Origin of the sequence: Fangia hongkongensis FSC776 = DSM 21703 (assembly GCF_000379445.1) — a bacterium.
GTDB lineage: Bacteria > Pseudomonadota > Gammaproteobacteria > Francisellales > Francisellaceae > Fangia > Fangia hongkongensis.
On the sequence record NZ_KB902270.1, the window covers coordinates 26,311 to 46,887 of the forward strand.

Here is a 20,577-nt window from a genome sequence, read left to right on the forward strand (position 1 = left end):
GATAAGTTTTATGGAGAAAAACATCCTAAAGTCCAGAGAAACTACGTCATGAAAAATTCAAAACTTCAATAAGATGATAAAAAGGCACTTTAGTATATTCATTTAGTCCAATTTGACAGGTGCGGTTAGTCGTAATGCCAATTTCACAACCACTGATTTCTTCAGCTACATTCATTAAACTGAACTGATTGATCTTCGCATCACTAAATCCTCTATCTCCGGCAAAACCACAGCAGCTAAGAGATAAAGGAATCACAACCTCACAAGCCAACTCCTTTGCAATGGCTTTTAACATATTTATTTGCCCTAGATGCTGTGTACTACAGCTTATATGAAGTGCAATTTTTTGATAGCGTTTGATGGATTGATGTAACTTTTTCTGCAATGCCAATTCATTGTAAATAAACTCAGTGGTATCTTGCACTTTCAGTTGATAAAAGGTTTTTGCTATTTCCAAAGCACATGAGCTCATATCTGTCACAATAGGAAGCTGTCCCTTTTCACTTAAGTTATATAAATAGCTCTCTAACGCCTTTGCATAACTATCAGATTCCCCTTTCTGCTTTAGCATTTTCCCGCAGCAAAACCCTGATTTTGCTACAGTCACATCATAGTCTAAAGTTTGCATTAAGCTTATCATTGAAACTTTAGCGCCCTTTGCTTTTATATTAACAGGGTCTCCACCAAATACCTCATTGATACATGAAGGGAAATAGATAATTCTTTTACCTAAACCCTTTGTCTGTATACACGCCTTTTTAACTTCTTGCTGTTTGAGAGGGTTTGGCATGTGCTTAGGGTAATAAAGACTATGCATGCCCTTTTTTAACAACCAGCCACTACTTTTAGTCAACCCATAATTTGTATATTTATTGATGGTTTGCGTTGTAGCTAATACGCCTCTCCATAAGCTTGAATGAGATAAAATAGTTTTCTTTAACCTTTGAGCCTGTCTACTCTCTTGAGTATAATTCGAGCTTTCAAGCCAGTTTCCAGTATCAATATCAACGGGGCATTTAATTTTACATAAACTTGTCATCACACAACTTTTCACCGGATAGGACATCACGGATTTAATATCTTTATCATACAGCTTTGCATAGCGAAAAGCGGCTATTCTCTGTCTTGGTGTTAGGCTGATGTTTCTTGTTGGACAGGCTGATTCACAAAACCCACATTCCATACATTTATCAATCTGTGTATTTGTTGCGGGAATCTCTTTTAAATGTTTCAGGTGCACTTCAGGGTCCTTTGATAGAAGGACATCTGGATTTAAAATGCCATTAGGATCAAGAAGGTTTTTTATCCGCCACATTAAGCTATAAGCCTTCTCACCCCACTCCAATTCAACAAAAGGGGCAACATTTCTACCTGTTCCATGCTCTGCTTTCAAAGAACCTTTAAGCTCACTAACCACCACATTTGCCAATGCTTCCATAAATAGCTTATAGTTTTCTTTTGTCGCATCGGTATTAAAAATAGGCGTAAACACAAAGTGCAAATTCCCTGCTAATGCATGCCCAAATATGCACGCTTCTTGATAGTGATACTGCTGAAATAACACATGAAGCTTTTCAATCAATAAAGGCAGATCATCAAGGTGAACTGCCACATCTTCAATCACTACACTAGAACCTGTTTTTCTTTTACCGCCAACAGCGGGCAATATCCCCTTTCTAATATTCCATAGTTGCTGAATCTTTTCTGCTTCAGTTACAAAATTGACAGCCGTCATACGCTTCAAATTTAACTGAATATCACTGATATTTTGTAATAAAGTGCTCTTATCATCTGCTTTTGTTTCAATTAACAGTGCCACGTTATGCTGCTTGATTTCAATCTCTTTTAAAAAACTACCGCTATTGGTTTCAAGCACACTTTTTAATGACACACTATCCATCAACTCTGCTGTTTCAACAGGCAATTCTTGCAATCGTTTCACAGCTTTAGCTGCTTTAGCCATTGAGTCAAACATTAAAAATGCTGCTGCTTTATACTGTTGTAGCTTCTGCAACTGATACTCAATCGCCGACACAAATCCAAGCGTTCCTTCTGACCCTATCAACAAATGTGATAAAATATCAATAGGATCTTGATAATCCACAAGTGCATTCAGTGCATAGCCTGTTGTATTTTTAATGCTAAATTTATTTTTAATTAAGGCTGTTAACTCAACATCCGTTTTTACTTCATCTGCCAGTTGTGCAAGTGCAGTTAACAGTGATTGATTACGCTCTTGAAATCTAGATACTGATGCCTTTGATGCTGTATCAACCTCTGTCCGATTAGCCAAAGTAAACTTGATCGACTGCATCGTATGGTAAGTGTTTTTAGCAACTCCACAGCACATTCCACTTGAGTTATTTGCGACAATTCCACCAATTTTACAACTATCAATTGAGGCCGGATCAGGTCCTATCTCATAGCCAAAAGGCGCTAATTGCTTATTGACATCACCAGCGACCCAGCCAACACCTGCGCATACTGACTCTTTTGATATATTGAGGTCAAACTCTCGCCAATGCCCGTTTTTCAATACAACCAGCACCGAATCGCTAACAGCTTGCCCTGAAAGGCTCGTTCCTGCCGCACGAAAAGTTATTGGGACCTTATAGTTATTTGCAGATAGCAATATCGCTTTTACTTCATCCAGCGTCTCAATAAAAATAACCACTTTTGGAATCAAACGATAGACAGAAGCATCCGTTGACAATGCAAAGCAAAGTGCTTCATCAGTGATAATATTTTCCGCTCTAACAAATCCTTTAACCTGATCAATAAATGCTTTTATAGACATACAAGAACAAACTATAACCGTATTACTTTATGCTAACAGGCTCTTTCAGTAATTTATACTCTCAAATAGCAGGATGTTTTAAAATCTTTAAAGGTGCTAGCAAATTTTTTCAAAAGCTTATATGCTGGATGCTCAATAGCATGCTAAAAATAATGTATTCTGTGAGATTATAAAGGGAGATTTATGGACTATATTAATACTTTTTGGGTGATATTCTCTGCGTTACTTGTCTGGCTTATGGTCTTTGGTGTCGCTTTTTTTTACTCTGGCCTTGCGCCAGAGAGAAATGCTGTCAACACATTAAAAATGAGTTTTGCCGCCGCTGCAATCATTCCCATTATATGGTGGGTTTTTGGCTCATCCCTTGCATTTTCAGGAAGCAATCCTTTTTTTGGCAATATTAGTGACGTATTCCTATCCCATCAAGATCTGGCTAAAATTCTAGCACCAAATAATATTCCATTTATCGCATTTATCTTCTTTCAAATGATGTTTGCAACCTTATCCCCCGCCATTATTTCTGGCTCGGTTGTTGGCAGGATGTCCTTTCGGGGCTACTGTCTTTTTATTATCCTTTGGTCAATTATTGTCTACTCAACCGTTGCTCATTGGCTTTGGAGCGAACATGGCTGGCTTGCCTCATTGGGTGTCATGGACTTTGCCGGCGGTCTTGTTGTACATACAACTGCAGGCGTTTCAGCCTTAACGTTGGCAATCATTCTTAAACCCAGAAAATATACTGATCAAAGCAAAGAACATCATAATATTCCTTTCGTACTTCTCGGTGTGACTTTAATCTGGTTTGGCTGGTTTGGCTTTAATGCCGGATCAACACTTAATATCTCTTTTTTAACCGTTGTTGCCTCACTTAATACACTATTAGCAACCTCAAGCGCTATTATTATCTGGGTGTTACTCAGCTGGTTTGAAAAGAAACAATCCACTATTGTTGGCACCTCTATTGCAACGGTTGTGGGGCTCGTTGCCATCACACCTGCGGCAGGCTTTGTCCCTGTCTGGTCCTCTGTGCTTATCGGCGCTATTACATCTGTAATTTGCTATTATGCACTTAAAATTCAAGTCAAATTCAAACATAAAGTAGATGATGTTTTAGATGTTTTTGTGGCTCATGGCCTCTCTGGTATCATTGGCAGCCTGTTGACTGCTGTATTTGCCTCTAAACTCATTAATCCAGATGGCCATAATGGGCTTATCTATGGTAACTTCCATGTAATTGGGATTGAGCTCATTGCCATTGTCTCCGTTGTTGTTTTTTCAGCACTAGCAACCTATCTTATTGCTAAATTTATTATGCTCTTTGGCAAGCTTCGTGTCTCTGATGAAGAAGAGAAATTAGGGTTGGATTTAACCCAGCATAATGAAGTGGCATACTCCAGTTTAAAAGGCTATAACTATTTACAAGCCAAAGTATTACATAAAAAAGCTCAGCGTTATCGCCAGCTCAAAAGTGCACAAAAACTTAAGTAGCATCAGTAGTGCTATGTTATTTTATCTCTCCTTGTTCAATAAGAAAACTTGCATGTTCTTGTTGATGAAAATATTGATTAATTTGCTCTGGCGAAATACTCGTGGCAATCAGCTGAGCATCCATATCAAGCAAATTTTCAAATACTTTTGACAAATGTCGTTGATCCAATTCGGAATAAAGATCATCCAGAAGATAAACACAGCTTTTTTTATGCTCTGAGGTATAAAGCTCTCCCTGTGCTAATTTCAGCGCTAATATCAATAGCTTTTGCTGCCCGCGAGATAGAATGTCCTGCGCGGGGTGATGATTAATTTTAAAGCGAAGATCTGCCCGATGTGGCCCATAAGAAGTTGTCCCTGACTTTAAATCAGCATCCAAATGAGAATTTAGTACTTCATCAAGTGGTTTTTCATGTGACCAACCACGATGATATTCTATCGACAAGTCAATACTTTCAGAAAATGTAGATAAAATGCTCAATACTTTGGGCTTTAGAAGGGCAAAATATGCCTGCCTTTTAGCATCTAAACGCTCAGCCTTTTTCAAAAGCGCTTGATCCAGTGCCTGAATATAACTCATGGGAAATCTTTGTTTTAAGGCTGCATTTCGCTGTTTAATTAAATGCTTTGCCTGTTGCCATAACTTTAAAAACCCAACATCATGATAAAATGCGCCCCAGTCTAGTACTTTGCAGCGCTCCTTTGCGCCACTACTAATTAAATTAAAGCTCTCAGGATTAAATATTTGCACGGGAAAAGCTTGCGTTAACTCACTTTGAGAGCTAACAACCTCCCCATCTAACTTCACTGTGCTTTTGCCATTTTTTTCACGCGCGCTCGCAATACTAAAGCCTCTCTCATCAAAGACTTTGGCAAAAAGTTGAAAACCTGAGTTATTGTGTTCAATAATCCTAACAAGTTGTGAGCTTCGAAATGATCTCCCTAATGATAAAAAATAAATCGCCTCGAGAATGCTTGTTTTTCCAGAGCCATTTTGACCACTAATTAAATTTAATTGTGAATGAAAGTCAATCCGCGCAGAGCTAATATTACGAAAGTGGTGTATATCTAGGGAGGTTAATTGCATCGAATGCTATTTCTTACGTGCTTTATCTTTTTTAATACACTCATGGCATTTAATGTAAAGAACTGAGCTATGCTCATGAAGCTCTCCTCCAAGCTCTTCAACCGCCTTAATTTGTCTTGCTTCAATCACAGGATCAACAAACTCCTCAACTTTATGACATGAAATACAAATCATATGATCATGGTGTTCATCTGACTCAAGTTCGTACACTGCTTGATCTCGCCCTAAATTAAGTCTTTGCAATATACCGGCAGACTCAAATTGCGCCAACACACGATAGACCGTTGCAATCCCAACTTCTTCACTATTTTGCTGTAAGATGCGATAGACATCATCAGCTGACAAGTGCCTTTGATCTGAGTTTTCAAATATATGTAAAATCTTCAGTCGTTGCTGCGTTATCTTCAACCCTGCTTGTTTTAAATCTTCTTTGCCTAGACGCATTGGAATAATTCACCTAAATAACTCTACATTTATTCTACCTGCTCAGCACTCATAAATGAAGTCATGCTTACAGAATTTTCTCCCAACAACTGCTGTAAAATACTTAGCGTGTGATATATAATTAAGACCATCTTGACACACTAAACTATGCCCGACAGTTTATGCTTATCTATCCTGAGATTAACCCAGTTGCCTTTTCAATTGGCCCCATTAAAGTCCACTGGTACGGAATCATGTATCTTATTGGCTTTGCTGGTGCTTGGATTCTTTCTTTATACCGCTGCAAAAACACTTATAGTCCCATCAAAAAAGAGCAAGTCTCTGATATGATATTTTATGCCGCACTTGGTGTGATTCTGGGCGGAAGAATTGGTTACATGCTATTTTATGATTTTAGCAACTTTGTCTCTCACCCTTGGGTTATTTTTCAAGTTTGGGATGGTGGCATGTCTTTTCATGGCGGGTTAATTGGTGTTGTTTTAGCAATTGGTCTTTTCTGCCGGAAAAACAAATGTAATGTGTTTGATATTCTAGATTTTATTGCGCCGATGGTACCCATTGGTCTTGGTGCAGGTCGCTTAGGGAACTTTATTAATGATGAGCTTTGGGGGCGTGTAACCGACTCACCTTTTGGCATGATTTTTCCAACCGGTGGACCATTGCCACGCTACCCATCACAGTTATTAGAGCTTATTTTAGAAGGCATTGTCCTATTTTTAATTTTATGGATTCTTTCCAGAAAACAAAGGCCAAGACTTTTCATCTCTGCACACTTTTTGCTTTGGTACGGTTTATTTAGATTTATTGCTGAGTTTTTCCGTCAGCCAGATCCGCAGATGGGCTATCTTCTTTTCAACTGGATGACTATGGGACAGGTACTTTCTTTGCCAATGATTATTGGTGGGCTTCTTGTCTTACTATATGTCTCCTCTCAGTCAACACAATCAAAAGGTAAGTTATGCAGCAATACTTAGCATTTCTCGATCATATTAAAACACATGGCGTCAGTAAAACTGACCGCACTGGTACAGGCACAAAAAGTGTATTTGGCTACCAGATGCGCTTTAATCTCAAAGAGGGGTTTCCACTGGTTACCACCAAAAAAATCCATCTAAAGAGTGTTATTTATGAGCTTTTATGGTTTTTAAAGGGAGATACTAACAACCAGTATTTGACAGATAATGGCGTGCGTATTTGGAATGAATGGGCGCTTGAAGATGGCGATCTTGGTCCGATATATGGTAAACAGTGGCGTTCGTGGCAATGTACCAACGGTGACACAATAGATCAAATTCAAAGCGCAATTGATTTAATCAAAACAAAACCTGACTCGAGACGAATTATTGTGTCTGCTTGGAACCCTGAAGTGCTACCGGATGAGTCAATTAATCCACAAGAAAATGTCAAACAAGGCAAAGCCGCCTTACCACCGTGCCACACCCTTTTTCAGTTTTATGTTGCTGATAACAAGCTTTCTTGCATGCTAACTCAGCGCTCAGCAGATGCCTTTTTGGGCGTCCCGTTTAATATTGCCTCCTATTCGCTGTTAACCTATTTGGTTGCACTTGAGTGTAATTTGGATGTTGGTGAGTTTATTTGGTCAGGTGGAGATTGCCATATTTATACCAATCACTTTGAACAGATTGACGAGCAATTATCACGCACACCTTATGCCCTCCCTCAGCTTAAGATCAATAAAAAAGAAAGCATTTTTGATTATGAATATGGCGATTTCACTATTTGTGACTATCAACACCATCCCGCAATAAAAGGTAAGGTTGCCATATAGCCATGAATAATACAAAAACTTCTCTGAATAAATCTGCAATTAAAGTACTGCTTCTTGAAGGCGTACATCCCCAAGCTTATGATGCTTTTATCAACGCAGGTTATACCAATGTGGAGCAGATTTCATATGCTCCTGATGAAAAAGAGCTAATCCAAAAACTACAAGATGTTAAAATAGTGGGTGTGCGTTCCCGCACCCAGTTAACGGATAATGTTTTACGACAATGTCCGCATCTCATTGCAATTGGCTGCTTTTGCATTGGCACCAATCAAGTGAGTTTAGATAGTGCATTAGAGCTTGGCATCCCTGTTTTTAATGCCCCTTTCTCAAATACCAGAAGCGTGGCAGAGTTAGTCATTGGGCAAATGATTCTTCTGTATCGTAATGTTGTTGATAAAAACCTTCTTATGCATCAAGGCAAATGGCAAAAATCAGCACACTTAGCCCATGAAGTGCGCGGTAAGACACTTGGGATTGTAGGTTATGGGCATATTGGCTCCCAAGTTAGTGTATTAGCAGAAAGCTTAGGACTTAATATCTTATTTTATGATACCGAAAATAAGCTCCCTCTTGGTAATGCTAAACCTGTTAACACGCTCATGGAACTATTAGAAAAATCTGATATTGTGACACTCCATGTGCCTGATTTACCTTCCACACGCAATTTAATGACGAAGAGAGAGCTAAGCGCAATGAGAAAAGGCAGCGTGCTCATTAATGCATCACGCGGAAAGGTGGTTGATATTGAAGCGTTGGTTACAGTGCTTAATGATAAACATTTAAAAGGCGCAGGCATTGATGTATTCCCGCATGAGCCTTCATCCAATGAAGATCCTTTTATGAGCAAGCTGTGCCAGTTTGAAAATGTCTTTTTAACACCACATATTGGCGGAAGCACACAAGAAGCACAAGAGAATATCGGACTTGAAGTTGCTGATAAACTGATAAAATATAGCGATAATGGCTCGACTATATCTGCTGTCAATTTTCCAGAGTTATCCCTTCCCACTCAAGAGAATGTGCACCGAATCCTTCATATTCATCATAATCAACCCGGCATTATGCGCGCAATTAACCGTGTATTTTCAGATTTGGATGTTAATATCGAAGGGCAATTTTTGCGCACTTTAAATGAGGTCGGTTATGTTGTGATTGATATTAAAAGCAGTGATGAGGATTCAAAAGGCATTATTGCAAAACTAAAATCAATCGATGGGACTATTCGCTCACGCGTTTTATTTTAATCAAATGAAAAACCCACTACTTTCTGCCACGCTGATACAAAAATGGATTGATCTGTATCAACCCAAAGCGCTTTTTATTGCTTATAGTGGAGGCCTAGATTCAAGTGCACTTTTACACTTAAGTTCATTTTTTAAAGGCAGACTCCCCATCCATGCGCTTCATGTGAATCATGGTTTAAGCGATTTTGCATCGCTATGGGAAAATCACTGTCGCAGTGAAGCGCAACGCTTAGGGGTATACTTTCACAGCATAATGCTTACGCCGCCTCAAACTAAATCAAACCTTGAAAACTGGGCTCGAAAAGAACGCTATCAGTTTTTTAATGATATAGTATCACAGTATTCAAATTCACTTTTATTAACAGCTCATCACATGGAAGACCAAGCTGAGAGTTTTTTACTGCAAAGTTTAAGAGGAAGCGGCATTGATGGTTTAAGTGCTATTGCAGAAGATAAACCTTTTGGCAATCATCGCTTAATTCGCCCCTTTTTATCCATTAGCAAAAATGTGCTTAAAACTTATTGCCAATACCACAGCATTCACTGGGTGGAAGATGAGAGCAATCAAAGCTTGAAATTCACACGAAATGCCTTAAGGCATAAGATCTTCCCAGAGCTTGATATGATTAAATCAAACGCAGCTAAAACTATCGCTCGCTCTGCAAAATGGTGCCAGGAAACAAAAGAGGTGCTTGATGAATACTTACAAAATGATTTATCAATGCTTCTTAATCAAAATGGCAGTATTGATATTATCAAGTTAGGACAGTTTAGTCTTTACAAGCAAAAGCTTCTTGTCCATTTTTGGCTAAGTCATACATATGCTATTTATATCAATCATGCACAACTTGAACAAATCATTCAAGGGGTTAACCAGAAACTCTCAAATAAGCTTTATCCTGTAAAAGGTCATATGATAGAGATCCAATTTTCATCTTTAAGTGTTCAAACACCCAAAAGCTCTCAGACTGCCACTGATATCGATAACATTATTCTTTGGCTTAACTCACAAGAACCTAAGCTGGATATTAGTATCAATGATATATCGATTCGTGAACGTGAGAGCTCTGATCGCTGTCGATATCCGGGTAGAGCACACAAACAAAAACTAAAGATATTATTTCAAGAGCTTAAAATACCAGTACACGAACGGGAAAAACTAAAAGTAATCACATGGAAAGATAATCCTCAAAAGATTATCGCCCTTTATCCGTTTTTCATCTGTCCATAGCTCAAACCACCACCTGAATACCTACAATAACTAAGCTAAATCAATATGCTTTATTTAACCTATACTTATGAGTACAAAGGTATTAATAAATTAACCGACTGAGTATGCTTTTTGAGTATTATGAAGAAATCTCCACTTTTTTAGAGCTGGTTAAATGTGGCTCTGTGGATCTATTAGCAAACCAAAAAAACTGCTCCAAAAGCTCCATTTGGCGCACAATTGACCGACTTGAAAACTTTTTAAATTTAAAACTCATACATAGAACTAAACAAGGTCTGTCATTAACAACCGAAGGAAGAATATTGCATAATTCCTTTTTTTTATCATCCATCAAGTTTGACTTAATGACTACTCGAAAAGTGATTACTATCTTATCTGGCATCGGTTTTAGTACAGCAATTATTCGTGATCATATAAAACTATTAAGCTCGCTTAAGAAAGACTATGTTTTTAAATTTCTCTCTTATACGAACTCTAATATTCGCCTCATTGACCCTAAATCTCGTAGCGCACCCATATGGTCACTTGCTAAATTTTGTGACATCTTATTCTACAAAGACTGTCCAGATGCTTTAACAGAAGGGCTTTATTCCAAAGAGACGCTATTTGAAAAGATTATTTCATTTAAAATTCCTTACAAACTCTATTGCTCTGAGCGATATTTTAATGAATGTGTAATTCCCATTGAACTTGATGCACTTTCAAAACACCCTTGTAGTAACTTTAGTCGTAGTGAAGACTCATGGAATATAAAAGATAAAAACAATATCACCCAAGCTATCCCCATTGAGCTTAAACTATCTTCTGAGTCTATTATTGCACAGCTTGCTTTTGTCACTAATCACCTTGGTATCGCTTGCCTACCAAGTACTGAGCAAAGCTTGCAAGGATACAAGCTTATTGACTTATTTCCCCAAAGTATTATTAAGTATGAAACCTATGCTGTATATAAGAAAAAGAGGCTCTCCCGCGCCATAGAAACACCTGTTAACACACTGATCGATGCGATGGTGATGGCTATCAGAGTAAATCAACAAAAGGGGATACTTAAATGATATCTCAGTTAAGAAAACTTCCCAAAAAACATCTTGCACGCATTATTTTACTTTTTGAGTTACAAGACTTAAAACTAGCAGCACAAAGACTCAAAATTGATGTCAGAACCTTCAGAAAAAGCATTTCTCTTGTTGAAGAAGTGCTTTGTGAGAAAATTAAATTTGACAGTGATGGACAACTCATCGCTTCAGTTAAATTACATCGGCTTATTAATGAGCTAAAATCTCTTTTTGAAACCTATGAAGCAGCATTTGAATTTGCCAAAAAAGAGATCACTACCTATCGAAACAGTGTTAAACTTATTTGCCCTCCCAAGCTAGCAAGTTTATTAACAGCTTTAGATACGATAAAAACACAAAAAGAAAAGTACACGATTAATCTTTTTACGACATTTGAAATGTTTAACTCCGACCCAAAAGTCTGTGCTAGCTGGCTGGAAGAGCATGACTGCATATTCAGCCTTACTCCTATTCATTATATTGACCCTTGGGAGTGGAAGTTAAACTATAGTAACGCTAACTTATCATCTGCATTTTATGTACATCAAAACTTTGCTGAAAAATACCGCGATATTTCCATCAAAACACTCGCTCAACATGAAATCCTAAATGATAAGCAAATAACCACCATGGAATTTATCTTACAAGGTGAGACCAAAAACTACGCCTTTGAAATACAACCTTCAATTTCAAGTGACTCTTTACTTGTTAATCTCCAGATTTCTAGACTCTCTGATGCTATTGTTGTTGCACCAATCTACCTAAAGGCCTTTCTTTTGGATGATTTTATTCCAATTCTGCCGCATATCAGACTAATGGGTGAGAGCTTATATATTTATAGCAAAACTAATCTTCCAGAGAAAAATCAGAAAATCTTAGAGCAACTTATATCAGCGATTAAAGCTAAGCTCCAGTAAATACATATAAAACCTTATACATTCCACAATTATTTAACTACTAAAGGCTTCTATCAGAGAACGCATTAGCAAAAGCTTGCAATATATCACGCATATTATCAATCTGATTAAGTGTTGGCCAAACTCCAAACCCTCCAAAGTTTTTACTATATTTTTGCTTTTTTGGCATAATTATTTGAGATGGATTCAAAGGCGTGTTAGAGCCTATAATAAATTTAGTTTGTAAATTTTGGTTATTTACATTTGTTAAAGCTTTTTCGACTTGATCCCACCCATATTGAAAGTCATTGTCATGACTATTGTTATAATTTTGCAACCATACTGCGTCAAAACAATCTCGATCACCACATGCTCCTTCTTTCAATAAAGGCTCAAAACTTGTTAATCCACTAGCGCCCCAAACAATACCATTATAGGTTTGAGGTGCTGCCATAATAATCATATTTGGATCTAGTTTTCTAATCGCTAGAATTAATTTAGGCAAAGTTGTATTAGCTTTTCTTCCTGCCCCATATTCTAGATCAAAATCTACACCATCAAAATTGTATCTACGAACATACTCTACAATATTTCTAGCTACAATCTCTACATTATCCATATCTGGAGTAAATAGTCTTTCATTAGAGCCTCCCAGAGATAAAATATTAGTAGCACCTTCAATCTGATTTGAGAACCAATCAAAATTAGGATTTAAATTATCCCCTCCAGACTCTTGACCAATTTCTGTGCCCTTAACTCCCGCAAAAGCACTCAAGGCAAGGTTGACATGGCTATCTGAAAGCCCAGGCTGCCATGTTGTTTTGTAAAGCGATACAATATTTTGTGGAAGTACACTATTTGCATGTGCAACAAACAGAAATGACATAACTGAAACTATTACAATGACTATTTTTTGTCGAATAGACATCATCTTCTCCTATGTTAATTTTCAACTCTTCAGTTGGTTAAACATTCAATTTTTCCTCAAGACATCAGTAATTCTCTAAAAGTAAATGAACCCCTACGATCATTTAACTCAAAGAGAATGACTGACTTCTTACATCCTGAATTAGATGTTCTTTGAGAACTTTGTTGATATCTATTTATATTTCTTTGTTATATTTTTGATATTATCAAGATCAACATTTGACTTAAGTGGATAATAATGCAGCTTCATCACGCCGGGATAGAAGTCTCTAAAATCACCCTTCCTTGAGCTGCCAAAATACTCAACAAAATTATAGTTTCTCATTTCCTTTTCTAGATCATCCCACTGCTCTATTTTTGGTGAATCCCAGTCCAGTATGCTCATCGTGTATGTATAACTATCTCGTGTCAATACAAAGGTTCTATTACCAAAGGAAAATAAGCTTGCGCCATCATGGACAAAATACATACCCCTTAGATCAGAATTATGCCCCCAAAGTACTTTATCATCGCCTTGTGCATATATGGCACCTTTATAGGTATAAGCGCCTGCAGTTTGAGAGCTAATAAGAAGCGATTTTTCTGCATTATCCCATAGCATATAACCGTGAAAAGCTGGGTTTAAGTCGCCTGACATCCCATCCCAATGTGATACAGATGAACTAGGATCTGATGGGTTGGCAATATTCACCCGCGCCAATTTTGCAAAGAAATCCATAGCTTTCACACTCTCTTGTGGATATGGCGTTAAATTTGAAAAATCTGCTTTACAATTCTCAAATCCTTCAGCAAAACATAAATTAACTTTTCCCCTCAATATAGTGATATTCTTATCTGTAATATCCTTTAATCCACTTACCTCAGACACCAACCTGTGTCCAGGTGGTAAAAGTTCAGCTAATTTTTCAATGGAGGTTTGAAGCTTTATATAATCATTTAAAGCATCAAATAGTTTTTGCGCCTCAGCTGAAAACTCTTTTGGTGTCCCAACATCTTCATCAACAATAGTCTCCATACTCCTTGTTGCTGGCTTACCAATCATAATCGCTTGGGCGCTTTGCAATGCTTCATAACTCATGGCTTTTGAAATTCTTGTGAGCTGATCTTTAAAATCTTTTGTCATATAGTCTAAAACACTTTCGGCAATATTTTTACATGCACTAAGATTACTAACCCCACAATTAATTAAATTATCTGTTGCGCCATATTTAGCATAAATATTAGCAATTTTTTCGGCATCTAAACCATATTGCGCAGTATCAACTGATATACTTACATGCATAGCATTTGTTTTTGCCAAATTTTGTACGTCATTGGTAAGATCAGCAAAACTTCCATAAGACGTTTTTAAGTGATTACTTAGCTCATCAGTTGTCGTTGCAGAATCTGTCTTAATAGCAATGTTACTAATAACATAAGCGCCCATATCAATTGCATTGACATACTCTGTACCGCAAGCATATTTAAATTCTTCTGGCGCCTGTGCTTTTGTTTTTCCAAGTTCACTTAATTCAGGAAGGTTTTTAAGAGAAACGGTCTTCTTGCCGATACTATAAAATGTATAAACAATTTGATCGCTTGATTTTTCCACCTTTTTAGTTAATTTAAATTGATCTTGGCCCTTAAATAAGCCAAAAGAGACCTTAACATCATTATTTAAATTAAACTCATCCAACATATCAGTATGATCTGAATCTGCTGAGGTTTTAATATTTGCAATATAGTTGCCTACAATCATATCAGCTGCTCCAGCTTCACTGGAAAGACACTGACGATTCGCCACTGTTCCATCTGGATAAAGCGGGTCACCAACAAAAACTGTTTCACTAATTGTAAGTGGCTTTTTAGCAAATAGGTATTTATCAATATTTCTCTTATGAATATCATTTATCTCTCCTACAGCCATTGCATTGCCACAACCTAGGGAAACCCCTGCTAAAAGCATAGTACGAGCAAGTAGTTGCTTTTTCATTTCAATCTCCTAATTTCCTATCTAATTTAATCACTCCCTCTATAACCTCATCGTTTTTAGGGAATTCATTTATAAAACAGACTAATGAGAATTATTTAACTCAAAATCTATTTGGCTCAAATACTAATCAGCTTTGTCAATATCTCCTAAAGCAAAATACGCTTCAGCTGTCGCACTTTTTGTTATTTAACCTAGAATTAATGCTAAGTTACACTCACCTGTACTCAGTTATCTGTTGGAAAAAAGCATGAATGGAGAATTTAAACGAATCATAATATTTGGTAGACCCGGAAGTGGCAAATCAACCTTTGCACATCAGCTTTCACTTCGTACCGGAACCCCTTTATATCACTTAGATAAATTCTTTTTTGTATCAAATTGGGCTGAGCGTGACACTGAGGAATTTATGCAAATACAGATGCAGATCATCAATAGCAAAACATGGATTATTGATGGCAATAGCCTTGGAAGCTTAGAGCTACGTTGGCAGGCAGCTGATTTGGTATTGTATTTTAACTTCAACAAATTTATTTGTTTATACCGATTAATAAAACGTTTATTGATAAAATCAAAGCATATTGATGATCGTGCGAATAATTGTCCAGAGAAACTGCGTTTTAAATTGATTAAATACATGTGGCATTTTGAAAACCGCGTACAAGATAAAATTAAGCAGTATAAGAAAACTTATCCAACAACACCCTTTGTTGAAATCACCAATAGCAAGCAACTTAAATCTTTAAACAACATTAAATAGCTATATGTATCAATACTGTTACGCATTGTTACGCACTTGAAACAGCTTTTTATTTTTTCCCTTGTTACCATTAGATCATACCAACAACACTTGTTAAGCACATAATAAACAAGGAGCATGATGATGAAGCTATTTGATTTATACGTTGACTATGTCCGACAACACAAAGTTGAAGACGGTGATCGTAATACAACTTACTTTATGTACAAGTAATTTATGCGCTTTGCATAAGCCAAATCTCTATCAGGATTTTCTACACTTCCCTCTCTCCCCTTCTCTCTCCTGATAGAGAAACCAATTCTCTGTTGAAACACTCCCTTACACTCCCTCCCTCTCTATAGTTCAACAGAGAATGATTTACCTTTTCTCTTATCTCACATTGTAAATGATTGCATGGCGCTCATATTCATTTAATCAAAAGCACCCTTGATCTTAGAAATAGCTGAATTCTTTGCCTCATCAGTTGAAAATATGACAAAAAAGTTCACGATACCACTGCCATAATAACCTCGAAGTTTTACTCTGAGTCCATCCTCATGAATAACTTTTAAATAGCCAGATGCATAAGCATGGCGACAAGAGCATATATCATTCATAACAACCTTTGTATCACTTGCTAGGTAATGCGTTAATGCTCTTTTAAGCTCCCTTGGAACTGACTTATGTCGCCCCGCAATTTTAATCACACTTATCTCCTTTTTACGGATAAATCATCTCTAATGTAAACTCGCTATCATAACAGCACTAGATGATATTCGCCAAAACTTAAAGCCTCAAAAGCGTCAGATTAAACGTCAGAAAAACTGCAAAATACGTTGTGATTAGTATACTATAGCTATATCAGCTAATGATCTATAGATAAGATGCACCGAACTTTAAAAGATATCACCAATCAAGATGGTTTTTTAACAAACTATTTAGATTGGGACCAAACTATTGCGAATGAAATTGCCAAAGATGAGGCCATTGAACTAACTGAAGCGCATTGGAAAATTATTTATTTTCTACGTGAATATTATCAAAAAGAGCAAAAATCACCTGCAATACGTATTCTTGTTAAATCACTCAAAGAAAAGCATGGCGCAGCCCTTGGTAATAGCTTATATTTGCAGCAGCTTTTCCCTGTATCCCCTGCTGTGCAAGCGGCAAAAATTGCAGGCCTCCCAAAACCAAAACGTTGCATATAAGCATCAAGGTTTACACTCCTATGATTAAAAAACTACTCGCTAATGACATACTCATTAAATCAATACTCACCATGTTCGTACAAGGTCTTGGCCAGCTGACTGCTTTTTTTTCTGCCATTTTATTGGCACGCTATTTTGAAGTGTCACAATATGGTCAGTATATGTTTGGTGTTACCGCTGCCACCATTATTGCTGTCATCGCAACACTTGGCGCCGATGGTATTTTGGCTCGCAGCTGGGGCTGGTCAGAGAACACAGGGTCAAAAAGATCACATGAGATATTTTGCATTCAAAACTGGTTTTTTAAAAAAGGCCTTTTAATGATATGCATCGCACTTATTCTCACCGCACTTTATTTTATTTTAATGAATCAAACACCTAATTGGATTGAAGTATTTGCCTTTTTATTTGTGATTCCTTTTTTTATTGCCAATTTGCTGCAATCGTTTTTCATTGCCAACAGAAAAGTGGTCTATGCAAACTTAATCCAGTTTTTTATGCGGATTATCATGCTGGCTATTATTGTTGTTTTCTTTAGTTATGGACTACATGCACCAGAGATACTTGTTTGTTTAATGTTTATTAGTATTAGTGTTTATATGCTCATCCTGTGGGGAAAAATGAGTTTTAAACATGGGCTTCACTCGTTAAAGCCGAAGGGAAGCAACCTCTCCTTTATGCTGTTAAAATGGGGGAATTTATTGCTCGCGCAAGTTGATATTGTGCTTTTGAAGTTCTTCTCTACCAATGAAAATATTGCCTATTATGCGGTTGCACTTCAGTTAAGTGCGCTGGTTGTTTTTGTGTTAAATGCTGTTAGCTCAAATATTCTCTCGCAAGTTGCTAATGATTATAAATACTTATCACATGAGAAGTTTCAGCATAAAATAACAAGCTACACACGCATTATTGTCTCTCTCTCAGCAATTGTTATCATTGCCCTGATAAGCTCAGGTTATTGGATTACACTATTATATGGCGAGGCTTATACAGCAGCATATTATCTCTTTTGTGTGCTGATGATTGGCCAGATTATTAATGTCTTATGTGGCAGTGTATTTACTATTTTGAATATGTCTGGCTTTGAAAAAACCACTTGCCGTGTATTTTATGTTGCACTGATGATTAACATCATCCTTGGCATTATCCTAATTCCCTTCTACCAAGCTTACGGCGTTGCCATCGCCTCGGTTATTGCCATGATGTATTGGAATATCTATTTGCTTGTTATTGTCATAACAAAACTTAAAATCAATCCGACAATATTTAGTTTTTTAACCGCTAAACGGTAACGATGAGTGATGTAACACAATTTTTAGTGCGCCTGTTTTAGGGTCTTTAACATACCCAAAAGTATACTCAACCGTGGTTACTTTCCCTTTCGTATCTGTAAAGTCATACTCACCCATAGCAATGGCTAAATCATTGTGAAAGTACATTTCACTATTGTGGAAAACCACTTTAGTCCATGGCTGTAGCGCAAAGCCTTTATCCTCTTTAAAGTTTTTATTTCCACCAATAAAATAAGATAATGCAGAGGCTTTAGTTGGTCTAAATGGTACTTCAGCCGCTTTTGTTGGCTTAAACAACACAACGCCATGCTCATAGTTATAGGCATATAACTTTTCAATTAACTCGACCGTCACCTCTTTATAATCTTTGTGATCTTGATAGGCTTTACCAATAGAGACAATCCCTTTAGCCCATTCAGATTGCGCCTTTTCAACATCAGAAATAGTGATTGGAGTAGACTTTTGCTCATCTTCTCCAGCATATACATGCGTGATCGAAAACATCATCACTAAAACTAAAACCAACGCGCTCCAAAAATAGCTTCTCTTATAAACGTTTGACATTTTATCTCCTATTTACTTTGTTTAGTGTTTAGACCTTCCTAACTTTGCTTGCGTATTTAAACACATTATATGCTTAAAACAATATGGCTTTTCTCTCAATATAATGTGCGATAATAGATCATAAAAAAATCAACACCATTTTTAATTACATCGTATTTATTGTTAACTTTGAAGGTCCAGTTTCAATTGGATTATTGAGCTCTTTTAGCCCCCACTCACTCCAAGAACCATCATATACAGAAAGATTTTTATAACCGATCATATAAGCTGCAAGCGCTAAAATGCATGCAGTGACACCAGAGCCACATGTGAAAATAATGTGTTTACCGGAGTCTAATTTTAACTCTTTAAAATATTGTTTGATCCTCTCAAGGCTGACATACTGTCCATTTGAAAGTAACGTAGTAAATGGCAGATTAATTGCATAAGGTATATGCCCTCCTAAAAGTCCTTCTCTAGGCTCTTTTTCCTCACCTTCAAACCGTCTTTTAGAGCGTGCATCCACTATTTGATACTTCCAAGGTGAGCTTAATGCCTCTTTAATGAAATCCATATTACAAAAAAAGCGACTATTATACTGAGCAGTATACCTACTATTTTCACGGCCAGAGGACCTAATCACAAAGTCACCCCTTTCCACGCACTCAGATAAGTTATCAGTTAGAATAAAGACTTTTTTGTGTCCCATAGACTTTAGCATCCACCATGCTCTTGGGCTTGCATAGGTGCCTTGTGGCTCATAGAGAATAACTATCTGGTCATGACTTATATTATTTGCCATCATTAAATTTTCAAAGCAAATTTGATTAACCATCATATGTGGCAATGGGAAAGGCAAATCCTGTCGACTGAACTTTTCTATATCAAAATATTTATGCCCCGAAGTACTACCTGATTGAGAATTTAATTTTGTGGCGAAGTTCACTGACTTCAATGTCACTTCAAGAACAACAGCTTCACCTAGCAGGTGATTTTTATATAGAGAATTACAATCTACTAATGGATATTCAGCCAGCTCATCAAGCATTTCTAACTTCTAATGCTGACCAAGCTGCCTGCTGATAGCTAAGCGCTGCACTTTTGGGATCATCACTTGCATAAATACCCCTGCCTACAATAACAATATCACTGCCATTATCTTGAATAACCTGCTGTGGAGTATGATAATTCTGCCCAAGATTATCGCCCTTTTTCGCCATATTTACACCGGGGGTCATCGTAATCAGATCCTCATCATCACTCAGTTTCTCCTGAGCAATAAAGCCCATGACAAAATCTTTATTGATTTCAGCTGTGCGGACGGTCTCTTTTGTATAGCTATCACTAAAAAGATTATTCTTACTACTCATTTGCGCTAATAGTAAAAGCCCTATTTCACGCCCCTGACATCCTGCCTTTAAGCCATCGATAATGCCTTTCCCCGGTAAAAGATGTGCGTTGATAATATCCGCCCAACGACTGATTTGATACACACCATCTCGCACTTGATGCATAACCGTATTACCAATATCCGCAAACTTTCTATCTTCAAAGATCAAAAAACCAGCATTATCAGCAAGTGCTCTTAATTTTTCAGTTAAATCAGGTGTGAAATCGGTGATGATATCAATATGCGTCTTTAAAATAACGATATGATCAGCAACTGACTCTGCCAAAGCAAGCAGCTCTTTTGCGGTGGTAACATCCGCTGATACAGCCAAATTGCTCTTTTTATCACAGGTATATTGCGCTAATTTATGGGAGACTGGATGTACTGATGAATTCAAGTAAGGAAATTTCATTCTAACCTCGTTCAATGAGTTGAAACAACATTGAGTGTGTACTATAACATAACTCTAATTAAATGT

The 20,577-nt window shown here is 37.1% G+C and carries 19 protein-coding genes and 1 pseudogene; 11 read left to right on the forward strand and 9 right to left on the reverse strand.

What is annotated here, in order from left to right:
• Positions 1–46 precede the first annotated feature (46 nt).
• On the reverse strand, positions 47–2,797 hold the full coding sequence (locus A37Q_RS0109650; protein ID WP_018300066.1) for an FAD-binding and (Fe-S)-binding domain-containing protein: 2,751 nt from the start codon (positions 2,795–2,797) through the stop codon (positions 47–49).
• A 183-nt stretch (positions 2,798–2,980) separates the two neighbouring features.
• Between A37Q_RS0109650 and A37Q_RS15180 the strand changes: the two genes are divergently transcribed.
• On the forward strand, positions 2,981–4,285 hold the full coding sequence (locus tag A37Q_RS15180) for an ammonium transporter (RefSeq protein ID WP_018300067.1): 1,305 nt from the start codon (positions 2,981–2,983) through the stop codon (positions 4,283–4,285).
• A 16-nt stretch (positions 4,286–4,301) separates the two neighbouring features.
• On the opposite strand, the gene recF is transcribed toward A37Q_RS15180, so the two are convergent.
• Together recF and fur are read right to left on the reverse strand one after the other, a co-directional pair.
• Complete coding sequence (gene recF / locus A37Q_RS0109660; protein WP_018300068.1) at positions 4,302–5,372, reverse strand: DNA replication/repair protein RecF; 1,071 nt, start codon at positions 5,370–5,372, stop codon at positions 4,302–4,304.
• Positions 5,373–5,378: 6 nt separating this feature from the next.
• The gene (gene fur, locus A37Q_RS0109665) at positions 5,379–5,816 is read right to left on the reverse strand and encodes a ferric iron uptake transcriptional regulator (RefSeq protein WP_018300069.1); all 438 of its coding nucleotides are present in this window, start codon (positions 5,814–5,816) and stop codon (positions 5,379–5,381) included.
• Positions 5,817–5,977: 161 nt separating this feature from the next.
• On the opposite strand from fur, the gene lgt reads away from it, so the two are divergent.
• The 7 genes and pseudogenes from lgt to A37Q_RS0109695 all read left to right on the forward strand — a co-directional run bounded on the left by lgt (position 5,978) and on the right by A37Q_RS0109695 (position 12,052).
• Entirely contained in the window at positions 5,978–6,790 is an 813-nt protein-coding gene (gene lgt, locus A37Q_RS0109670) for a prolipoprotein diacylglyceryl transferase (RefSeq protein ID WP_018300070.1), read from the forward strand.
• On the forward strand, positions 6,775–7,605 hold the full coding sequence (locus A37Q_RS0109675; RefSeq protein ID WP_018300071.1) for a thymidylate synthase: 831 nt from the start codon (positions 6,775–6,777) through the stop codon (positions 7,603–7,605). Before lgt ends, A37Q_RS0109675 begins: the two co-directional genes overlap by 16 nt.
• Positions 7,606–7,607: 2 nt before the next feature.
• On the forward strand, positions 7,608–8,849 hold the full coding sequence (gene serA / locus A37Q_RS0109680) for a phosphoglycerate dehydrogenase (RefSeq protein WP_018300072.1): 1,242 nt from the start codon (positions 7,608–7,610) through the stop codon (positions 8,847–8,849).
• 4 nt (positions 8,850–8,853) lie between these two features.
• Positions 8,854–10,080 carry a tRNA lysidine(34) synthetase TilS gene (gene tilS / locus A37Q_RS15910; RefSeq protein ID WP_018300073.1) on the forward strand — a complete coding sequence of 409 codons (1,227 nt, stop codon included), beginning with the start codon at positions 8,854–8,856 and terminating at the stop codon, positions 10,078–10,080.
• Positions 10,081–10,184: 104 nt separating this feature from the next.
• Positions 10,185–10,367: pseudogene (locus A37Q_RS16610) on the forward strand (helix-turn-helix domain-containing protein); the annotation flags it as partial.
• A 57-nt stretch (positions 10,368–10,424) separates the two neighbouring features.
• Positions 10,425–11,135 (forward strand): LysR substrate-binding domain-containing protein, encoded by a 711-nt coding sequence (locus A37Q_RS0109690; RefSeq protein ID WP_240402940.1) that lies wholly within the window; start codon positions 10,425–10,427, stop codon positions 11,133–11,135.
• A complete protein-coding gene (locus A37Q_RS0109695; RefSeq protein ID WP_018300075.1) occupies positions 11,132–12,052 on the forward strand; it encodes a hypothetical protein in 921 nt (306 codons plus the stop codon). Before A37Q_RS0109690 ends, A37Q_RS0109695 begins: the two co-directional genes overlap by 4 nt.
• 40 nt (positions 12,053–12,092) lie before the next feature.
• Here A37Q_RS0109695 and A37Q_RS0109700 read toward each other — a convergent pair whose 3' ends face one another.
• Together A37Q_RS0109700 and A37Q_RS0109705 are read right to left on the reverse strand one after the other, a co-directional pair.
• Positions 12,093–12,959, reverse strand: coding sequence for a glycosyl hydrolase family 18 protein (locus tag A37Q_RS0109700; protein ID WP_018300076.1), 867 nt, complete (start codon positions 12,957–12,959; stop codon positions 12,093–12,095).
• A 171-nt stretch (positions 12,960–13,130) separates the two neighbouring features.
• Complete coding sequence (locus A37Q_RS0109705) at positions 13,131–14,930, reverse strand: hypothetical protein (protein ID WP_018300077.1); 1,800 nt, start codon at positions 14,928–14,930, stop codon at positions 13,131–13,133.
• Positions 14,931–15,177: 247 nt separating this feature from the next.
• On the opposite strand from A37Q_RS0109705, the gene A37Q_RS15190 reads away from it, so the two are divergent.
• Positions 15,178–15,687, forward strand: a complete 510-nt coding sequence (locus tag A37Q_RS15190) for a P-loop NTPase family protein (RefSeq protein ID WP_018300078.1) — start codon at positions 15,178–15,180, stop codon at positions 15,685–15,687.
• A 410-nt stretch (positions 15,688–16,097) separates the two neighbouring features.
• Here A37Q_RS15190 and A37Q_RS0109720 read toward each other — a convergent pair whose 3' ends face one another.
• Positions 16,098–16,373 (reverse strand): hypothetical protein, encoded by a 276-nt coding sequence (locus A37Q_RS0109720; protein WP_018300079.1) that lies wholly within the window; start codon positions 16,371–16,373, stop codon positions 16,098–16,100.
• 177 nt (positions 16,374–16,550) lie between these two features.
• Here A37Q_RS0109720 and A37Q_RS0109725 point away from each other — a divergent pair, with 177 nt between their 5' ends.
• Together A37Q_RS0109725 and A37Q_RS0109730 are read left to right on the forward strand one after the other, a co-directional pair.
• The gene (locus A37Q_RS0109725; protein WP_018300080.1) at positions 16,551–16,874 is read left to right on the forward strand and encodes a TusE/DsrC/DsvC family sulfur relay protein; all 324 of its coding nucleotides are present in this window, start codon (positions 16,551–16,553) and stop codon (positions 16,872–16,874) included.
• Between the two features lie 20 nt (positions 16,875–16,894).
• The gene (locus tag A37Q_RS0109730; RefSeq protein ID WP_018300081.1) at positions 16,895–18,166 is read left to right on the forward strand and encodes a lipopolysaccharide biosynthesis protein; all 1,272 of its coding nucleotides are present in this window, start codon (positions 16,895–16,897) and stop codon (positions 18,164–18,166) included.
• Here A37Q_RS0109730 and A37Q_RS0109735 read toward each other — a convergent pair.
• The 3 genes from A37Q_RS0109735 to pyrF all read right to left on the reverse strand — a co-directional run bounded on the left by A37Q_RS0109735 (position 18,149) and on the right by pyrF (position 20,511).
• Positions 18,149–18,730: a hypothetical protein gene (locus tag A37Q_RS0109735; protein WP_018300082.1), complete on the reverse strand. Its 582-nt coding sequence runs from the start codon at positions 18,728–18,730 to the stop codon at positions 18,149–18,151. The two genes, A37Q_RS0109730 and A37Q_RS0109735, sit on opposite strands and share 18 nt — an antisense overlap.
• 145 nt (positions 18,731–18,875) lie before the next feature.
• Complete coding sequence (locus A37Q_RS15195) at positions 18,876–19,757, reverse strand: sulfurtransferase (protein WP_018300083.1); 882 nt, start codon at positions 19,755–19,757, stop codon at positions 18,876–18,878.
• The gene (pyrF, locus tag A37Q_RS0109745) at positions 19,750–20,511 is read right to left on the reverse strand and encodes an orotidine-5'-phosphate decarboxylase (protein ID WP_018300084.1); all 762 of its coding nucleotides are present in this window, start codon (positions 20,509–20,511) and stop codon (positions 19,750–19,752) included. Before pyrF ends, A37Q_RS15195 begins: the two co-directional genes overlap by 8 nt.
• Positions 20,512–20,577: the final 66 nt, after the last annotated feature.

Excerpts from the sequence above, each read along its gene's own strand:
- A37Q_RS0109650 (WP_018300066.1), bottom strand. The coding sequence starts at position 2,797 with ATGTCTATAAAAGCATTTATTGATCAGGTTAAAGGATTTGTTAGAGCG.
- A37Q_RS15180 (WP_018300067.1), top strand. The coding sequence starts at position 2,981 with ATGGACTATATTAATACTTTTTGGGTGATATTCTCTGCGTTACTTGTC.
- recF (WP_018300068.1), bottom strand. The coding sequence starts at position 5,372 with ATGCAATTAACCTCCCTAGATATACACCACTTTCGTAATATTAGCTCT.
- fur (WP_018300069.1), bottom strand. The coding sequence starts at position 5,816 with ATGCGTCTAGGCAAAGAAGATTTAAAACAAGCAGGGTTGAAGATAACG.
- lgt (WP_018300070.1), top strand. The coding sequence starts at position 5,978 with ATGCTTATCTATCCTGAGATTAACCCAGTTGCCTTTTCAATTGGCCCC.
- A37Q_RS0109675 (WP_018300071.1), top strand. The coding sequence starts at position 6,775 with ATGCAGCAATACTTAGCATTTCTCGATCATATTAAAACACATGGCGTC.
- serA (WP_018300072.1), top strand. The coding sequence starts at position 7,608 with ATGAATAATACAAAAACTTCTCTGAATAAATCTGCAATTAAAGTACTG.
- tilS (WP_018300073.1), top strand. The coding sequence starts at position 8,854 with ATGAAAAACCCACTACTTTCTGCCACGCTGATACAAAAATGGATTGAT.
- A37Q_RS0109690 (WP_240402940.1), top strand. The coding sequence starts at position 10,425 with ATGACTACTCGAAAAGTGATTACTATCTTATCTGGCATCGGTTTTAGT.
- A37Q_RS0109695 (WP_018300075.1), top strand. The coding sequence starts at position 11,132 with ATGATATCTCAGTTAAGAAAACTTCCCAAAAAACATCTTGCACGCATT.
- A37Q_RS0109700 (WP_018300076.1), bottom strand. The coding sequence starts at position 12,959 with ATGTCTATTCGACAAAAAATAGTCATTGTAATAGTTTCAGTTATGTCA.
- A37Q_RS0109705 (WP_018300077.1), bottom strand. The coding sequence starts at position 14,930 with ATGAAAAAGCAACTACTTGCTCGTACTATGCTTTTAGCAGGGGTTTCC.
- A37Q_RS15190 (WP_018300078.1), top strand. The coding sequence starts at position 15,178 with ATGAATGGAGAATTTAAACGAATCATAATATTTGGTAGACCCGGAAGT.
- A37Q_RS0109725 (WP_018300080.1), top strand. The coding sequence starts at position 16,551 with ATGCACCGAACTTTAAAAGATATCACCAATCAAGATGGTTTTTTAACA.
- A37Q_RS0109730 (WP_018300081.1), top strand. The coding sequence starts at position 16,895 with ATGATTAAAAAACTACTCGCTAATGACATACTCATTAAATCAATACTC.
- A37Q_RS0109735 (WP_018300082.1), bottom strand. The coding sequence starts at position 18,730 with ATGTCAAACGTTTATAAGAGAAGCTATTTTTGGAGCGCGTTGGTTTTA.
- A37Q_RS15195 (WP_018300083.1), bottom strand. The coding sequence starts at position 19,757 with ATGCTTGATGAGCTGGCTGAATATCCATTAGTAGATTGTAATTCTCTA.
- pyrF (WP_018300084.1), bottom strand. The coding sequence starts at position 20,511 with ATGAAATTTCCTTACTTGAATTCATCAGTACATCCAGTCTCCCATAAA.